The 17,226-nt window shown below is 62.5% G+C and carries 12 protein-coding genes; 4 read left to right on the plus strand and 8 right to left on the minus strand.

Annotated elements, in window-relative coordinates:
• Positions 1-581: 581 nt before the first annotated feature.
• Genes dndE through dndB form a run of 4 tightly spaced genes read right to left on the minus strand, consistent with a single transcriptional unit; the run spans position 582 to position 5,589 of the window.
• Positions 582-971: a DNA sulfur modification protein DndE gene (dndE, locus tag HS045_RS10575; protein ID WP_196450890.1), complete on the minus strand. Its 390-nt coding sequence runs from the start codon at positions 969-971 to the stop codon at positions 582-584.
• Entirely contained in the window at positions 961-2,949 is a 1,989-nt protein-coding gene (gene dndD, locus HS045_RS10580; protein WP_196450891.1) for a DNA sulfur modification protein DndD, read from the minus strand. The genes dndE and dndD overlap by 11 nt, the downstream gene beginning before the upstream one ends.
• Positions 2,936-4,459, minus strand: coding sequence for a DNA phosphorothioation system sulfurtransferase DndC (dndC, locus tag HS045_RS10585; RefSeq protein ID WP_230883524.1), 1,524 nt, complete (start codon positions 4,457-4,459; stop codon positions 2,936-2,938). The genes dndD and dndC overlap by 14 nt, the downstream gene beginning before the upstream one ends.
• Positions 4,456-5,589, minus strand: coding sequence for a DNA sulfur modification protein DndB (gene dndB, locus HS045_RS10590; RefSeq protein ID WP_307827448.1), 1,134 nt, complete (start codon positions 5,587-5,589; stop codon positions 4,456-4,458). Before dndB ends, dndC begins: the two co-directional genes overlap by 4 nt.
• A gap of 91 nt (positions 5,590-5,680) precedes the next feature.
• Between dndB and dndA the strand changes: the two genes are divergently transcribed.
• The gene (gene dndA, locus HS045_RS10595) at positions 5,681-6,829 is read left to right on the plus strand and encodes a cysteine desulfurase DndA (RefSeq protein WP_196450892.1); all 1,149 of its coding nucleotides are present in this window, start codon (positions 5,681-5,683) and stop codon (positions 6,827-6,829) included.
• Here the strand turns inward: dndA and HS045_RS10600 are convergent.
• The 4 genes from HS045_RS10600 to HS045_RS10615 form a co-directional block, all read right to left on the minus strand.
• Complete coding sequence (locus HS045_RS10600; RefSeq protein WP_196450893.1) at positions 6,816-8,249, minus strand: DNA phosphorothioation-associated putative methyltransferase; 1,434 nt, start codon at positions 8,247-8,249, stop codon at positions 6,816-6,818. The two genes, dndA and HS045_RS10600, sit on opposite strands and share 14 nt — an antisense overlap.
• Before the next feature lie 725 nt (positions 8,250-8,974).
• On the minus strand, positions 8,975-10,516 hold the full coding sequence (locus HS045_RS10605; RefSeq protein ID WP_374191371.1) for an ISKra4 family transposase: 1,542 nt from the start codon (positions 10,514-10,516) through the stop codon (positions 8,975-8,977).
• Positions 10,517-10,687: 171 nt separating this feature from the next.
• A complete protein-coding gene (locus HS045_RS10610; RefSeq protein ID WP_196450894.1) occupies positions 10,688-11,224 on the minus strand; it encodes a hypothetical protein in 537 nt (178 codons plus the stop codon).
• A gap of 79 nt (positions 11,225-11,303) precedes the next feature.
• Positions 11,304-12,107: an APH(3') family aminoglycoside O-phosphotransferase gene (locus tag HS045_RS10615; RefSeq protein ID WP_196450895.1), complete on the minus strand. Its 804-nt coding sequence runs from the start codon at positions 12,105-12,107 to the stop codon at positions 11,304-11,306.
• A 1,257-nt stretch (positions 12,108-13,364) separates the two neighbouring features.
• On the opposite strand from HS045_RS10615, the gene HS045_RS10620 reads away from it, so the two are divergent.
• The 3 genes from HS045_RS10620 to folP are packed head-to-tail and all read left to right on the plus strand — an operon-like array spanning position 13,365 to position 16,705.
• Positions 13,365-14,363 (plus strand): phosphotransferase enzyme family protein, encoded by a 999-nt coding sequence (locus HS045_RS10620; RefSeq protein WP_196450896.1) that lies wholly within the window; start codon positions 13,365-13,367, stop codon positions 14,361-14,363.
• A 19-nt stretch (positions 14,364-14,382) separates the two neighbouring features.
• Positions 14,383-15,816, plus strand: coding sequence for a hypothetical protein (locus HS045_RS10625; RefSeq protein WP_196450897.1), 1,434 nt, complete (start codon positions 14,383-14,385; stop codon positions 15,814-15,816).
• The gene (folP, locus tag HS045_RS10630) at positions 15,797-16,705 is read left to right on the plus strand and encodes a dihydropteroate synthase (RefSeq protein WP_307827449.1); all 909 of its coding nucleotides are present in this window, start codon (positions 15,797-15,799) and stop codon (positions 16,703-16,705) included. Before HS045_RS10625 ends, folP begins: the two co-directional genes overlap by 20 nt.
• The last annotated feature ends 521 nt before the right edge of the window (positions 16,706-17,226 follow it).

Raw genomic sequence — 17,226 nt, forward strand, 5'->3', positions numbered from 1 at the left:
ATGGCCGCTGGCGTGGTGGGGCGAGGATCGGAGCAAGATTTCGTAGCGGAAGAGTCGCGAGTCAAGTCAACGAGATGGTCCGCACCATGGCCATCGCGATAATCGTGGATATCGGGGACCCGGAGGGGAACTTGGAGAAGGCTGAGGAGCCTCAACCGCGGACCATCGCCACAGGATGTGTATCGCCAGGATGAAGAACTGGGGTAAGCACGGCCCGGGTGATGCGGACGATCACGCGATTTGTATGATGGTCGACTCGTGACTCTTGCAAAGCCTGGCTGAGCGAGGCAACTTCTGCGGCAGAGTAGAGCGTTAAATGGGGGACCAGCCGGCCGTAGCTTCAGCCGCCACTGCCGTGCTGGCCTTTTCCCCGTGGACGTTAGCTCTCTTGTTGCAGCCCTCGTACGCAGCTGCAGCTCGAATCAGTTCCTCACGCTGTGAGGAATCGGCGGACTCAGCAGACGTTCCCATGCAGCGTCGATCCGCATGAAATACTCTGAAGTCCGCCAAGTTTGCGGCGCAATCAAGATAGCAAGTTGGGTGAATTCCTAAATATAAGCGTGAGAGCTAGGATTGCTGAGCTATAGGTCGGAAGCTGGAAATGCGAGGCTCAGCATGTCACTCACGGTCTCTAGGTCGGTCCGCCCAGCCAGATGAGCAATCCCTCGATGGAGATGGATGGAGAAAGTCTTTTCGATCACTTCTGGGGAAGGTTCCTCTCCATCCACAACGCACCGATGCTTGATCAATGCGAGATAGACGTCGCCATATTCCCCTGAGAACGTCTTCCAAGACATCTCCAGGTTGGAATCCGGAACAATATCCCGCACCAGTGGAGTTGAAGCGTCAGAAAGAGATATAGCAAGGGCCCACCGGCACAGGATATTCCACGTCTTGATGCCGGTGATGCGCTTGAGCTTGATGAGCTGGTCTCTTGCTGGCTGGGACAGCCGAATTGTGTCAAGCGACATATTGCGTCTTTCCCCAGCCGTAGCCGTTCTCGACCTTGGTGGTAAACGTCTTGTCGTCGTGGACCAGCGTGTAGGTCCTGGCGATGGCCGGGATCAACTCCTGAAGAAGCTGGTCGTCGATCTCCTTGTCGGTGGACAGAAGAAGAACCTGCTCGCTGGCATACGGAAAGTAGCGCTGCACAAGGTTCTGGCGGTGTCGACTGTCCAAACGGCCCAGAGGAGTATCGATGACGCTCGGCAGGCGGTTGCCGGCTACCCGTGCGAGGCCCCACAGCAGAGAGACGGCGAGAAGTTGGCGTTCGCCCGCACTCAGCCGAGCGGGATTGATTTCATCCTCGTCGGCGCCGATCAGTGTCAGGGTGAACTTCTCCGTATCGATACGGAGATCCTGAACGAGCCCCTCCTTGCGCATCAGGCGTTTGAAGCTCTCCAGGACTGCGACCTCAAGCCGATTGATATGGCGCTGCAACAAGAGCTCACCGAACTTCTCCAGAGTGTTGCGCGCACGATCGGAGTAAGTGACCACACGTTCGCGATGCTCGGTTTCTGCGATGCCCTTGGCGTACTTGCTGTAGGCGCGATCTCTCGCCGCAATGAGCTGCTCGTTTTCACGACCATGGGCGTCATGGACATCCTGCGCCGCGGCGAGTTCTCTTTCGAGGTTGTTCACACGCTGTCTGGCCTTGTCCTGCTGCGTGATTAGGTCGGCGATGGCCTCTTCGGCAGGCACTCCGGCAAGCTGGCGGTCCAGGGCCTCCAGCTCTTCTTGAAGCTCTTCAACCTCAGCGAGCAGTGTCCTAGCGCGGATGGATTCAGCTTCGATCACGTGTTTCAGGGAGTTGAGCTGCTGGATCCCGGACGCTGACATGTTCAAGACTCGCACCACATCGGTCGACGCAGCACGCTTTTCGCGGTCCTCATCGAGGTACTGGACGATTCGGCTCAGCTGATCGGGTGAAGCGTCCGAACGCAGTAGAGAAAGAAGTGCATCATCCCGCTCCTTCAGAGCGTCTAGAACCCGCTTAGCTCGTGATGCCTCCTCTTCGCGAGTGACTTGGTCCTGCAGGGTCTTTAGCTGATCCGACAACAGGAGTAGAGGCAGCGGCCCTGCGGCTAGGCTGCCGGCAAGAGTCTCATTGAGAGAATCCAGCCGCTTGCTCGCCAGGGACCTCTGGCTCTCCAACTCGGCCCGTCTGCGGAAGAGCTCGCCGCCGCGCTTGGCGAACGTCGCCTCAATAGTCGCGAGTTCCTTGCGCTCTTGGTGCAGGCCTAACTTGATGGAAGCGATGCGCTGATAGGCATCAGCTCGGGCAACTTCATTCTGAACTAGCTGAGACTCGATCCGGTCGATCTCTTCCCGGGCATCCTTGTACTCCTGAGTCACCTTTTGACGTCGCTGGAGCGCGAGCAGGTCTGTCCGAAGTTGTTCGACTGTGCTCACACCCAGAAGTGACTGAACCGCGGACTCAATCACGGGAGCGGCACGTTCGGGATCGGCCAGAGACTCGATCTTTTCGCCGTCGAAGAAGAAGAGCGAGGCCACCTCCAAAGGGAGGAGATCTTCAATATAGTCCGCCCAGTTCGTACTCACGGCCTTGTCGTGCTTGCCGTCGATAAAGACTCTGAGTGTCTCTGGCACTGACTTTCCTGTGATCTTCCAGGAACGCTCGACCTCGTACTGCCGCTCTGTGCCTTCGATCATTACGGAGAAGTGCAGCGTCACGCTGGCCGCTTTGGGGTCAGCCTGGCGGTTCACACTGTCTCGGAGGAACGATTCATATGAGCGAGCGCCGCGGCCACTACAGCGCGCTCGCGATCCGTATAGAGCCAACTGGATGGCATCGAGCAGCGTCGTCTTGCCACAACCATTGAGTCCACCGATCAGAATGATCGGACGTCCAGGTTTGGGCGAGAGTGTGAGCGGGTTGGAACCCTTGTAAGCCCCGAAGTTCTCAAGCGTGATCTCATGCAGAAGCATCGGTGCTCACTTCGTCAAACCCGGGCAGCGTGGGAGCGGTCTTGTTCCGCTGATTCCGCAGCGCCATATCCACAGCGTCTTCTTTGTCGGCGTAATAGCCTTTCTTGATGGTCTTCTCTAGCGCCTCGAAGAGACCGGAACGTCGGGTCATGGTCCTGAACTTGCGCTCGACTGCGAGGAGTTCCCGCATAGTCTGGAAATGAAGCTCATCGTCGCCGCAAACTTCGCGCAGCAGCTCCACCTCATCGGTGGCGACGGCGAGATGTTGATCGAGGGCGTCGCCGGGGAAGTCCTCGCCGGTCTCCTTCTTGAAGATGCGGGGGAGTGAGTCTTCGACCTCGTGCTTCTCGAAGACCCAGATGCGTCTGATCTCGTGCAGCTCATCCATCGTGATGAGCTCGATGTCTCGAACGGATTCCGGTGCGTGGTCACGGATCCAGGTCTGAGCGTTGAGCAGCTTCGAGAGCCAGTCTTCACGTGCCTTCTGCGTGTAGGGCCCGGGCACGTTGCGGTCATGGAAAAGCTGAATGGTGCCGTTCATCTTGCGCCAGTCACGTAGGTGACTGTCATCGGCAACGTCCAGCTCGTTCCGCAACTTCAGGAGTGGGAGCATCCACTCCTTCTCCTCGTCATTCTGAATCATCGCCGACATGGACTTGTCCTTGTCCACCAGGGTACAAGTCCAGCAGCCGAATCGGCTGTCGCCGCAAGAAGGTGTGGAGCTGTCTACGACAAGCGGACACTCACCATCGCTGGAGGCGCCCTGATACATGGTCAGCAGGTCTTTGTTCGCATGACCCCAAGGGTTGGGCTGCTGCATCAGGAAGGTCCACACCTCGTCGTTGCTCCAGTCCTCGATCGGGCTGTAGACAAGGGAGTTCGGCAGGTTGCCGTTCGGAGAGAGACGGTCGCGGACACGGCGCTTCTCATGGCGTTCCATCACTCGGGCACGTGCCTGGCTCTCAGCCTTGCGAATGCCCAAGACCAGAATGGCTTCACCGTGATCATGGACAACACGGCGTATGAACGAGTTGGAAGGGCGAATCTTCAATCGTTCTGTGCACCAGCGGAACTTGGGGCGAGGTGCTGGGTAGCCCTTGCCAATGAGCCCGACCCAGAAGGTGTCCTTAATGTCTGGGGTCAGTCGATTGGGCTGAATGGGCAAGTTCTGGGCTTCTGCCGCCTTGCTCATGGTGTTGAGCGACCCCGTCACCCAGGACGCAACCACCGGGTTCTCCACCAGGGTGTCGGTACTGATCACATAGACTGGCTTAGTGCGCTGCTTGGCAGGCAACCCTTGGAGCGCTATCCATACGAGTTGAAGGACGGCGGTGGAGTCCTTGCCTCCGCTGTAGCCGACAACCCACGGCACCTGGTCCGCGGTGTAGAGCTCCCTGATCTCACTGGTGATCTCGCCGACGGCAGCAGCCAGACCACCCTTGTCCTCGAAAGGTATGGCACGTCTGGTGGGAGTGTTCAGCATGACGGCGCTACGCGGCAGGGTAGTCATCGGTCTCCTCGCTTGTACGCGGTCTCGGCCTGCTGCTCCTCAGCGCTCAGTCTGAGTCCGAGCTGTTGTCGTAGGTAATTAACGGTCAGTACGACATTTTGATGATTCTTGGAGACGCGACCACCGATGATCGCGCGGCCTTCCCAGTCCGGATTCGATCTTGACCAGTCCACCTGACCTAGCGGAGCCAGCCGCGGCTTCCAGTCTTCAGGATCAAGCGAGTCCTGCAGCAACGTGTTTCCCACCAGGCCGAGTGCATGGAGAGCGATGCCGTGGGTGTGCAGGTACTGCTTGCGTACCTCGGACGCTAGAAGCTGTCGCGATCGGACCTCCCGCCAGTCGGGGGTTAGCTCATCGATCGCGAGCCAGAAAGCTTCGGACACCGTCCGAGCTGCCTCGGTGCTATCGAGCTTCAGATCCTGCAGCAACGCCGTGGTGGCTGAGTACAGGGCGCTGAGCGTGAAGAGCTTGCGCGACTTCGCAGACAGGGTGCTGCGCTCCATCTCAACCGAGTCCTTGAAGACCGGGGACTTTAGAGCCAGAAGCCGTGTGAGCTGGGAGACCTCGTCGCGATGATCGTAAAGAACGCCGATGGATCTCGCCGGCCGTACAGCATGGCGATTGAGGTCGGCAAACATCTGCTGGCTTCGCTCGAGGCCAGCGTCATAGAAGAAGACTATGGCGATCGTCTCGTCACCCAGAGAAGGGTTCTCGCGTAGTGCGGCTTCGATGGCCGCGCGACGATGCTGGCCGTCGTTGATCAGGAAGCGTGAAGTCATTGGGATGTGTAGCTGGCCAACGCGCATGCCAGGACCCTCGTCGGCGAAGCCGACGAACTTCATCACGCCATCGACCGAGGCTGTGAGCGCTGAGAAGACGTAGTCATCTGGATTGTCCAGGATGTACCGAGTCAGGGCTGGAACTCGCCCCTTGTTCAAGATTCGCTGTGCGCGCACCTCGGGGGCAAGTTCGTCATCGTCGAACAGGAAGATCCTCGGGATGAGCCGGAGAGGGCACATCGATGCGTAGTATTCCCGTCCAGCCTGGACACCCCGGATCGCTGGGAAGATGTACTCGAACCCGGCGGTTGAGGTGTCACCGTTACGTGTAGCCAGCCCGCGTGTTTCCACTCGCAACACAGTACCCTACGTACGCATCTCTGACGTAAGAACGTCACTGTTTTAACGTTCCCAGCTGTCGACTTGGATCGAGGGTGAGTCTGTGGTCGTCTACCTTGACGCCGCCGCCACGACAAGGGTGTTCCCTGAGGTGGCTGAGATCGTCCTGCACTGGATGCGAGATGAGTTCGGCAACGCGGGATCCCGCACGCATGGGTACGGGACGCGCGCCAAGAAGGCGGTAGCACGTGCCAGAGAGGGGCTTGCGGCACACCTGATGGCTCGTCCGGATGAGCTGATCTTCACCAGCGGCGCTACAGAGTCGAACAACATCGCCATCCTCGGGCTGGCACCCTTCGGGGTAAAGTGTGACCGACGTCACATCATCAGCACTGCCATCGAACATAAGGCGGTTCTAGAGCCCCTGGAGCACCTGGCGTCTCAGGGTTTCGAAATCGACCTGATTGAACCTGGCATCTCGGGCAGGGTAGAAGCCGAGGCGGTGATAGAGCGCCTTCGACCTGACACCCTGTTGGTCTCGGTTATGCAGGTCAACAACGAGACCGGCGTGATTCAGCCGGTCGCGGAGCTGGCTGAGCATCTACGAGGCACGCCAACCTACTTCCACGTTGACGCAGCTCAGGGGTTCGGCAAGTTCCCCGACGACCTCCGAGCACCGATCGATCTCATTAGCTTCAGCGGGCACAAGCTCGGTGCTCCGAAAGGAGTGGGTGGGCTCCTGGTACGACGGCGGGGTCATGACTCGGTTCCGCTAACCCCGCTCATGTACGGCGGTGGCCAGGAACGCAAGCTCCGGCCTGGGACCCTTCCCGTCCCGCTGGTGATGGGCCTGGCAAAGGCTCTGGAGGTTTTCGAGCTTGATCGGGCTGACTGGTTCAAGGCTGCCAGTGATTTCCGAGCCCAACTCCTTACAGCGCTGGGGCGGACCAGGTTCCATCTGCACGGTGATCAGGACCATGTGGTCCCGCACATTCTCAACCTTTCCTTCGAAGGCGTCGATACCGAAGCGTTGATCCTTCAACTGAAGAATTACGCAGCTGTGGCAACCGGATCGGCATGCACAAGTGCCTCTTACACTCCCAGCCACGTCTTGGCGGCAATGGGATTGCCGGCTAAGCAGGCCTCGAACGGGCTCAGACTCTCTTGGTTCCCCGACCAGGTGCAGGAGCTGGACGTCGATGAGTTCGTCGACCTGATCGCCGGCTACCAAGCGGACGTCAGGTTCGCTTGATCAGCCGGTGACCACGTAGAACTCGACCGCAGCGGATCAACTCCGCCTCCCAGCCTTGCTCAGTGCCGATGAGGTGCGGGTTGGCGTAGAGGCCAGCCCGCACTTCGCGCTCGGTCAGCCGCCTGTACTTGGGCGCGTCTGGATCGTCCGGGGATAGGAACTCATGCTTGCGATGGAGCAGTGGGCGGTTAGACGACTCGTCATACGACGTGAACGACGTCTTTAGCGTGGTCAGATCAACCGTGTAGGAGGAACGGAGGCGTGGGTGGGGATCGGTATCAAACTCGGGATAATCCAACCAGCTCACCCCCCGTCCTTGATGACACAGCTTGATCAATGACCAGGTGGGTGGACGCCCAGTAGCAATCGATGCGCAGTGCTCGTAGAGACGCAGCACGGTCGGTATCTGGTGGATCCAGCGTCTGTGTACGTACAGGGCGGTGGGCGTTAGTTTTCCGATCTTCGACGCCTGCATGGCGCCTCTGACGTAGGCGTCGTCCCGCAGCTTCAGCAACAGTCGGTCAGCGCGTTGACAGGCCTCCTTGTATGAGGAGAAGAAGGCTCTGATGTCCACCTGCAGCGACATTGGCAAGCTGCCGTACGGGCCGCGCCCGTTGAATAACTCGACGCCGAGCACCAGGAGCGTGGAGAGCGTCGATGCTCTGGCTCCTGCCTCAATCTTCTCCGCGGCTGCAGACCTTCGAACAATCCGTTGGAGCTCTGCAGGCTGGAGGTGTGAGAGGAGTTTGGCCATGTCCTCAGGCATCTCTTCCAGCCTCGGTAAGCGTCCGCGTCGCTCGGTGTAGTCCACCACAGCCGCGATTGCTGAGCCGGTGTCCTCGGAAGCGAGCCAGGAGGCATCCGGAGTGATCTTGCGTGCTATGTATCGAAGCCGTGCATCATCTCTCTTGAAAGCGTAAACCACGCCAGGAGCAGCAGCGACACACCGGACGCCGGTTGTCTCCTCGACGTAGGAGCGAAGGTCGGCCGGGCTGAATAGGTGTTGAAACGTCCGTCGGCTCGTCAGGACGCCGTCCTCGAATTGCTGCCCGCGGACCCGTGACCGATCCCAGGTGAGGCGACTCGTCACGACGAGGAGGCGCTCCGCGAATCCCCATGCCCGCCGTAGTGCCTCACGGCGCTCCTCCGCGTTCTCGATAACGTTGATGACGTAGGTCAACAGCACCACGTCTGCTGGCGCGGGGGATGCATCGGGGGCGTAGTAAGGATCCCAGCCTTGAGCGTTAACCTGCATCTCACACAGGGCGGCGACGTCGTCGCCGCGTCCGCTGCCGTAGTCCAGGACGCTGGTGGAGGCGTTGACCTCATCATCGATGACGGCCTGTCGGGCAGCTACCGATAGCGTCGTGCGGCCGATCGCGGTGAGGCGTCGATCACTCTCCCAGTGCAGATCGGACATACTGCTCCTGTCGGCGCCAGGCTTATCCTCAGCTATTCATCCTGAGTTTCGCTGTGAAGATCGGTAGCTGAAGAAGGTGCCTCCGACCTGCGATGATCGGATTGCTGAGATCACGGAACCGCAGAGAACGGATGCAACTTCCGAGTGAACGCTACGGCATGGGACCGCCACTTGTCAGTCCGCGGCGATGGCAAGGGACTCATCAGGCACGCCGGTGCTGTGCTCTTACGTAAATGCGTTGATCAGGCCGGGTTGACCGGCGCGCTCGATGTCGTGTTCGCCCGACTGGGCGGCTCGCCGGTGTGGGACCGGGGCGTCGTCCTGGTGCAGCTCACGGTAGCGATCATCCTCGGGCCAGCAGCATGCGGCAGGTCGCATTACTCGTCTACCAAGAGTCACTCTTCGGCGCCGCTCTCGGACTCGACCGTCCGGCGAACCCTGGAAGCGGTCGGCGCCGATGAACTGCTGCGCATCAGGCTCGCCCGCGCACAGGCACGCATCCGACGACAGGCGTGGGACCTGATCGCCGTCACCGAGACCGGATTTCCCTGGCTGCGCGTCGTCGGCAAGGTCGTACGCCAACCGACATCAGAGGCCGTACGCGGACACCGTCTACCGCGACCACACCGAGGTCGAGGACCGCGTGCACCAACAAGGCGACGGGGCTGCGGAACCTGCAGCCCAAAACGTGGAAGGGTGTAGCTCTTTCTCAGGGACTGGCCTGATCAAGCGGTGAGGTCGAGTTCCTCCTGGTAGCGGGCCTGGTGAACCCGACGGTGGTCTTGAGCGAGATGGAACCGCCAGTAGGCGTCGAAGTCACCGTTCGCGATCACGGCCCGGAGCGTGAGGATCGCTTCGGCACCCGCAAGACCCCAGCGGGCACCGGTGATATCGAGGCGATCGTTGACCAGATGGCGGCAGGCTCCCTCGATGACGCCGGTGGCGATCGGCCATCCGGCCGCCAACGCCTCGTCATAGCGCAGGAACGCGGCGTTGCCACGCAGATAACGGATCGCCGCGTCCACCCCGCCGCGGCGATCACGAGCCAGACCCGCGGTAGTGGCCTGGGCGTCGATGACGGCCGCAGCATCCTCGACACGGCCGGCCAGCACGGACAGCGCATGGGTGGCGACCCAGTCCTCGGCGGCCGGATCACCGCCCGCATGCAGGCACCACGCCGCCTTCCACAGATACTCCAGGACGTGGATCACATCGATGACGACGTTGATCCGCACCCCGCGGCGCCCGGCCTCGGTATGGATGAGATCCATCTGGTGGCGGGCGCCGTCGATGAGGACCACCCAGGTCCGCGCGTGCAGCGGGTCGCGGGCCTCGGCCTGGTCGAACACCTTGGCGATCACCTCGCCGGGATCAGCGGACACCGAAGCGCACAGCCACTTGCCGCGGGCCTTGGGTCCGGGACGAGCGGGCCGGTCCCCGCTGCGGCCACCCGGGACGGCGATCACATCATGGGGCCGGCGGGGCGCGGGAGCGGCGTCGTAGACCACGCCCAGGGTGGCCATGCGCTTGCGGCAGGGCTTCTCCCCGGAGGCCAGCCGGGTGCGGAAGGTGCGCCTGCGCCGCTCGGCCGCTTTACGGGTGTCCGACCGCAAGCCCTCGGGGCGCATCACCACCCCCTTGCCGTCCACACTGATGACCAGCAGCTCCTCAGGAGTGCGCGGTAGCACGATCCGCCGGGCGTAGAAGGCGTCGATGTCGGCCGCTCCGGCCACCACCGCCTCCTCCAGCTGCCGTTTGCCGATCACCGGCCCGCACCGGGAGACGATCGCCGCCTTGGCCGCGTCGAAGCTCCCGCGCACCGCCTCACACACCGCCAGCCGGGCCAGCCCTTGGCTATGCCGTCCGGCCGGCAGCGACAGCGCCGCATCGGCCGGGTACACATTCGGCGCGCCCGCAGCGCGCCAGGCGCACCGCGTGACGGTCACCGTCCCCACCAGCGTGGACAGCAGCCGGTGATGGCCGGTCTCCAGGCGGCGCCGCGCCACCCCGTCGGTGCCGGCCACGGCGGCGCCGGCATCGTGACGGGAGCGGACCGCCGCCCGCCGCTCCCGCTCGGCCCGCAGGTCCAGGTGGGCCTGCAGCAGCAGGCGCAGCAGCTCGCGGCCCTGCTGCACGAGCATCTCCTCCAGCACGTCATGAGTGAGCGCCGCGGTCGCGGGACCGGTGAGCTGTCCGATCAGACAGTTGAAGGTGTTCTTCGCGGATGCAAAGCAGTCAGCCATCGCGGCCGTGTCGTACTGTTCCACCGGGCTCTTCCTTCTCCACCGGCTCCGGCCGGGTTCGACATGGTTGGCACCTTCGAACCTGAAGAGGAAGAGCCCTCCTGCGCAATCACCCGCCCGGTGACGCCGCGGTATCACACCCCGACGACCCGGCCGAGCCGGACCGTCCGCCGAGCCGGATGCGGACCTGCCCGGTCATCCGAGCCGGGTGCGGACCTGCCCGGTCATCGTGAACACCCCCGGGATGTCCTCGCTCAGCCAGCCCCGCTCCACCAGCCGCTTCAATTTCGAGCGCAGGCCCTCGACCTTGGCCGCCTCGACCGGCAGCCCCAGCGCCGCCACGATCTTCCCCGCCCGCATACCGCCACCGGCATCGGCCAGCACCTCCAGCACATCCTGATACGCCCGCGGCAGCACCGAGGAGTTCATGCCCGGACGCCACCGCGGCACCGTCACCACCCCGATCGGCGACCCGCCCGTCCCCGCCACCCGGTTCCCGCCGGCCGTGTCGTGATCGTCTGGTTCATCACCTGCGCCGGTCTGCGGCCGTTGCACCGGTGAAGCCGTCTCGCCCAGGATCTCCTCCACCGTCTGGCGGGTGACCACCAGCCGCGACAGCGTCTGTTCCTCGGCCGCCAGCCGCTCACGCAACCGCTCGACCCGTTCCCGGGCCGCCGCTTCCCGCCGGGCCAGCTCCTCCAGCAACGAACCCATCGCGATCGCCTCCACCACGCACGGTAGACAACCCGGGCGACCACGACCAGACCCTCAAAATCCCAGATCAACCAGTCCCTACAGAAGAGCTACACCCTTAGAAGAACTCGTCCAGCAGCCGGTAGAAGGCGATGCGGCCGGGGTCGGGCGTGATGCCGTAACGGGCCAGGAATCGTTTCGCGTAGGCGGGGCCGTACTGCGGGTTCAGGTCTTCCTCGGCCAGGCTGCGGGTGGCCAGGGCCAGGTCGGCGTAGCGGTCGGCGACCCCGAGCCGGCCGGCGTCGATCACCCCGGTGACCTCCAGCGTCTCCGGGTCCAGCAGGACGTTGGGCAGGCACAGGTCGCCGTGGCAGACGACCCGGTCCTCGACGGCGGGGACACTCGCCTCCAGGGCGGTGAGCAGCTGTTCGGCGTCCCAGCCGCGGCGCTCGTCATCGAGGTCGTCGAGGTCCACCAGACCGGCGGTCGCAGCCTGACGGGCATGCGCGAGAGTCACCGCCAAGCCCCGGTCGAACGGACAGTCGTCGATCGGGAGCGCGTGCAGCGTGCGGGCCAGGTCGGCGAGGGCATCGACCACCGCGTCCCGCTGCCCCTGCGGCCAGGGGGCCGCGGCCGATCGGCCCGGGACCACGGTCGTCACCAGCCACATCACGCCGTCGCGGGTGCCGTGCTCGACGACCTCGGGGGCGGGGATGCCTCGGTCGCGCAGCCAGATGAGGCGCTCGGCCTCGGCGCTGAGGCAGAAGCCGCTGTCGGGGTGCTCCGGCTGCGAGGCGATCTTCGCGAAGTAGGCCGGTCGGCCGTCCAGCCGCCACACGGCCGCGCCGGACATGCCTTCCTGCACCGGGTTCCACTCGTGCCGGTGGTAGCGGCGGCGCAGCAGTCCGGGTATGCCTTCCATAATGATCAGCGTGCCAGACCGGCCGCACGGTCCGGAGCCGCTTCGGCAAGGAGATCGGCTCGGTGGCGGGGGAAGGATACGGCCAAGGGCTTCCCCGCGGCCGAGCGGCTGAGAAGGGGCGTGGAATCTGCCCAGCTCATCGCTGTATATCCGGATAAGAACACCAGCTGCGGGAGAAGCGGTCCACAACCTGTGGACTACTTGCCGTTCCTGGCCGCAGAACCCGCCGTCTGGAGAAGCGGCGGCTTGGACAAGACCCGGCCGCCGTTATGGCCTTTCCGGGCGTGGCGGCCCGGTGGGGTCTTCTGCCGTGGTCTTCCGGTGCCCGTCTGCGGGGTCTGACCTGAAGAAACGGCTCTAAATGATCTTCCGTGTGCCCGGTCCGTGCCCGCGAGCAAACATGGAGCAAACATCGCCGTTCTCCGGCTCGCGCCGAGCCCGTCTGAACCGAGAAAGCGCAGGTCAGACGGGGTGCGAGTGGTAGGGCGCCTGGGACTCGAACCCAGAACCTACGGATTAAAAGCTCGGGCACGGGCTGTTCCGGGCAGTTCAATGCAGGTCAGAGAGTATGAGCGGTCTCTCCTGAACGACGTTGAACGCCCTGGAACTGCAACGGGGATTGCAACTGATCCCCGGTTCACCAAGGACGGGGAGGGATGCGTCCACCGACTATCGTCCATGCGTAGTTGCATCCCCTTCCTTCCGGGCGCCACATAGTGCAGCCAAGGAAGGGGCCGTGTTCGACGCTGAACCGCTCGATGATCGTTCCGTAACCACAGAGACAGGGCATGCCTGGCGCCGCGTCGTGCCGGGGGCGTGCTGGTTGGAATGAGTAGTTCGCCGAACGAGGCCGCCGTGATCGAGAGCGGGGGTCGCCGAAGAGGATGCGGAAGAGGCCCAATGTGATCTCCGGGGAAGTCGCTACGTCCCTTACAGAGATCCTTACTGGGATCGCCACGGTATGCAACCGCAGTGCCTCGCGGCCGTTCGGCAACCCGGCGGGCGGATGAGCGGGCCGCACGTATGGCGTTCAGTGGGCCGGTGCTGAGGAACGAAGCTCCGGACCGTCGATCGCCCCCGACCCTGGGCGGAGATCAGCCGCAGTCAGGCGATCGTGAGGGCGGTACCGGCTTCCTCGCTGGACCTGCCCGGGAGTGGCGGGGCCTGCCAAATGCCGTAGGCACCCGAAGGGCGAGTTTGGCCGGCCACGGCACGGCGGAGAGATGACCTCTGACAACAAGCCGCGATACTGAACCGATGACGATAGACGCGGCGCTGGTTGCGAGGATGTTCGACCTCGGTGAGGTCTGCTCGTCACCGCTGCTTCTTCCCGGCCACAGCCCCGCGGGTACCTGGAAGCTGCACACGACAACCGGACGGTGGGTGGTCAAGACTCTGCGGCCGTCTGAGGGCTGGGAGTTCGAGGCCATGCAGCAGGCCGGAGACCTTGAGAGGGCGGTTCTTTCGGCAGGCGTCTTGACCCCGCGCCCCGTCGAAGCGTGCGGCATCTCCGGGGGCTACTGGCTGGCCATGTCGGAAGAGCCGAAGTACGTCCGGGTCAGCGAATGGCTGGAAGGCACACAGCCGGAGATCCCGGCAAGCGAGGACCTGGCCGCCTGGCTGGGACGGAGCGTGGCGGCTATGGCGGCGGTGTCCCTGCCCGTCACCGTCGATGAGGGGCGGGGCTATCCCCTCTATCCTCTCGCCGTCTGGCATGAGTGGCTGGACAAGGCGTACGCAATGGAGATCGTCACCGCCAAGCAGCGCGCTCAACTCCTGGCGGCCGTGGCGGACGGTACGCAGCTCGTTGAAGCGGGACTTGCCACGGACTCGTCTTTCCTGCTCTGCCACCGGGACATCAACCACCGGAACATCCTGCTCACCGCGCGGGGACCGGCGCTCATCGACTTCGACCACTCGGGGCCGGAGGTGCCGTGGTGGGAGCTGGTGCACTTCGCGTTGCTGCTGGCCTGCCGCAGTCTCGGGGATGACGAGCCTGATCCTCGTTTGGTGAAGACCGCCGTGTCGGCCTTCGTCGAGAACGGCGGTGAGGTGGGGACGGATGACGAGATCGCTTTCGCGGGCCTGATCCGCGGGATGATGGAGTGGCCGGCGTGCAGACTCATGACGCTTCTCGGCAGTGCTGAGACAGCCTCGCCGACGTGGGCTGACACCGTCGCCCAGGTGCACGAAGCCGCGGAACTCCTTCCGGTGATGGTGCGCTCTGTCGGACGATGGACCGCGCTCCTTCGCTGAGAGAGTTATGAATGGGGGCATGACTGTCCTGCGCGCCGCGTGCCCGAGTGCGGCCCCGGCCGTGACCGGCCCCCAGGCCGCATGCGCGGCCGGGGTCCGCGACGAGGGCCGCGGCGGCGCGCAGCGCCGCCGCCTTGATACCCATAAGAACAATTCGGCAGTGGTAGAAGTCGCGCCGTGGAAGTCGTGCGGTGCGTGTGGCGGTCCGAGGGAACCGGGGCTGTTGCGCGTAGTAGTAGGCCATGCTTTGGTGTATGGGTTGGTTGCCAAGAGAGGGAGTCAGCGTCACACCATGCCGGAGAGCTCGGTCACTGAAGAGAACGGCCCCCAAGTCGGCAAGCCCAAGACACCTCAGGTGGAAATAGGCGATATCGATCAAATTTTGCTCGATGCGCAGAAGAATCAGCGGGCATCCCTGATCAAGGATTACCTTGCGAAGAATGTCGGTGATGACTCGTTAGACTGGATCGGGGAGCTTTGCGTTAAGGCCGTGAAGTATGGCCTGTCGATTCAGGAGATCCGATCGGTAGTTACGGACCTGGCTTGGATAAGTCGTGAAAAGGGTGAGCGGCTTCCTTCGGAAGCGGTTCCCATCCCCGTCTCGGCGCATCAGCACTATGACCTATACCGATTGGTGCGAGCGTACGCGCTGGGTCAGCGACTGAGGTTTGATTTCAAGTTCGATTCCCTCAGAGATGTGTCTCAGGGATGGCTGAATGATTTCGACAGCGACGCGCTGATCCTGAGCTTCGTTGCCTTTGCCGCGCTCGGCCTTCGTCAGCCTCATGGGCTCGATCTCTATCAGAGGGCACTCGACGCTCCGGATGCCGATCGGCGGAGTCGTCATGTCTGCCTCTCCGGCATGTGGCTGGCCTATCAGGTCGAGGGGCAAGCGGAGAAGATGCTAGAGCTCTCCGGCCAGATGATGGCGAAGGGGGAGATCGATGAAAACGTCTTCTTCCGCAGGGCCTCGGCGCTCCGGAAGCTCGGGAAGTATGAACAGGCGCTAGAAGAGATAGACCACGCAATCCACATGCTTGGAATCGGCAACAATGCTGTGCACCAAGATTATGTGCGTGAACGCGAGTCAATCATAGTCAGTATGCAGATGCGGCAGTATGCGGAATCTCTGGCTAAGTCGATCGGCAATGAGGTCGTAGAGATCGCAGAAAAAAGGATCGAGGAGGCTTCTCGATCCTTAACCCATAAAATCGAGACCGCCCAACGAGTGGTTTCGGAATCTCTGCTCAAGATCGTTGAAATCTTGGGCCTCTTTGTGACGCTCTCCGGCTTCCTGGTAGGCTCGGGAGTGGTTGTGTTCAAGGCGACTACGTTCAGTGAGCGGGCCATAGTAATGACCCTGTTCGTTGTCGGGTCGTTGATCTTCTTTACCCTGCTCCGGTTGGTGACAGGGTTCCGTAGGAGAGAGCGCCGTGAGCGACGGATCAAATAAGATTTTCTATCCCGAAATCATCTCTCCTGTTCGGAGGATCGGACAGAGGGAATTCAACTTCGATCGCCAGGTTGCGGTAATGGCGATTATTAATCGGACGCCGAACTCATTCCATGATCAAGGGCGTACGTTTGAGCTTTCAAGTGCCGTCGAAGCCGCTGAAAAGGCGGTATCCGACGGGGCGGACTGGGTCGATATCGGTGGATTCGCCTTCAGTGCGGCTCAAGCTGAGATAAGCGTTTCCGAAGAGATTGATAGAGTCGTTCCCGTCATTGAGGGGATCAGAGGTGTCACGGATGCGGTTATCTCCGTGGACACTCATCGGGCCGAAGTTGCTCGGGCGGCCTTCGCGGCCGGCGCGGATGTCCTCAACGACACGAACGGACTTCGTGATCCTGAGATCGCAGCGGCGGCGGCGGAAGCCGGGGTCAGTGTCATTGTGACTCACAGCCTGGGCGGGCCTGGCAAGATGGTCTTCCGCCCCAGCTACAACGATGTCGTCTCCGAGGTCGCCGACTTCCTGCGGCAACGGGTCTTCCATGCACTGAACGCGGGAATCCCCGCCGATCGAATCATCATCGATCCTGGGCATGATCTGAACAAGAACACGCATCACTCGTTGGAGCTGACGAGACGGCTCACTGAGATCACGTCGATCGGCTATCCGACCTTGGTTGCCATTTCAAACAAGGACTTCATCGGGGAGACGCTCGATCTTCCGCGAGACCAACGGCGAGAAGGAACGATTGCGGCCAACGTCGTTTGCATCTTGCAGGGTGCTCGGATTCTCCGTGTCCATGACGTTCGCGATACCGTCGCGGCGGTTCGCATGACTGAGGCCATGCTGGGTTGGCGGGGGCCGATGGCTCCTCGCCACAACCTGGTGTGAACATTGCGACTCAGGTCGTTGAAGCAGGGGTCAACGTCGATTCCGACCAGCTATTCAGGCTTTCGGCAATGAAGACGTGGCGTTGTCCTGCATGACCAGGGGAAGATGCCGCCTGGATTTCACTCCTTCCCCGTCCCCGCGGTCTCCTCGCTTCTCTCGCTCGGTCTCGACTCCGTCTTGGGTGGGGTGGGCGGTGTGCGTCGGGGTGAACGGACACGCGCTGACGGAGTCGGGCCTTGCTCGGATTGCGAGATCGAGCACCGCGGGGGCGGGGAAGAAGGTGATCAGGAGTCGTGACGAACTCCTGATGAGGCGTGGCGGCGCCGTCCCTCCATGGCCCACGCCGCCACGCCCGTCTATCGGGCTCGTCCGGACAATAGGTCCGCCCAGATCGCCCGCGCTTCGTTGAGCGACCACCTCGGGGACTCGTGGATCTGGTGGCCGCCATCGGATTGGATGGTCTTCCGGATGAACGCCTGTCCACCGCCCTCGCAGAGCTCGTAGACGGTGGCGAGACATTT

The sequence above is a fragment of the Planomonospora sp. ID82291 genome (assembly GCF_015711645.1).
GTDB lineage: Bacteria > Actinomycetota > Actinomycetes > Streptosporangiales > Streptosporangiaceae > Planomonospora.

What these genes read in the sequence shown, in the direction of transcription:
- dndE (WP_196450890.1), bottom strand. Translation starts at nt 971, where the DNA reads ATGTCGCTTGACACAATTCGGCTGTCCCAGCCAGCAAGAGACCAGCTC.
- dndD (WP_196450891.1), bottom strand. Translation starts at nt 2,949, where the DNA reads ATGCTTCTGCATGAGATCACGCTTGAGAACTTCGGGGCTTACAAGGGT.
- dndC (WP_230883524.1), bottom strand. Translation starts at nt 4,459, where the DNA reads ATGACTACCCTGCCGCGTAGCGCCGTCATGCTGAACACTCCCACCAGA.
- HS045_RS10600 (WP_196450893.1), bottom strand. Translation starts at nt 8,249, where the DNA reads ATGTCCGATCTGCACTGGGAGAGTGATCGACGCCTCACCGCGATCGGC.
- HS045_RS10615 (WP_196450895.1), bottom strand. Translation starts at nt 12,107, where the DNA reads ATGGAAGGCATACCCGGACTGCTGCGCCGCCGCTACCACCGGCACGAG.
- HS045_RS10620 (WP_196450896.1), top strand. Translation starts at nt 13,365, where the DNA reads ATGACGATAGACGCGGCGCTGGTTGCGAGGATGTTCGACCTCGGTGAG.
- HS045_RS10625 (WP_196450897.1), top strand. Translation starts at nt 14,383, where the DNA reads ATGACTGTCCTGCGCGCCGCGTGCCCGAGTGCGGCCCCGGCCGTGACC.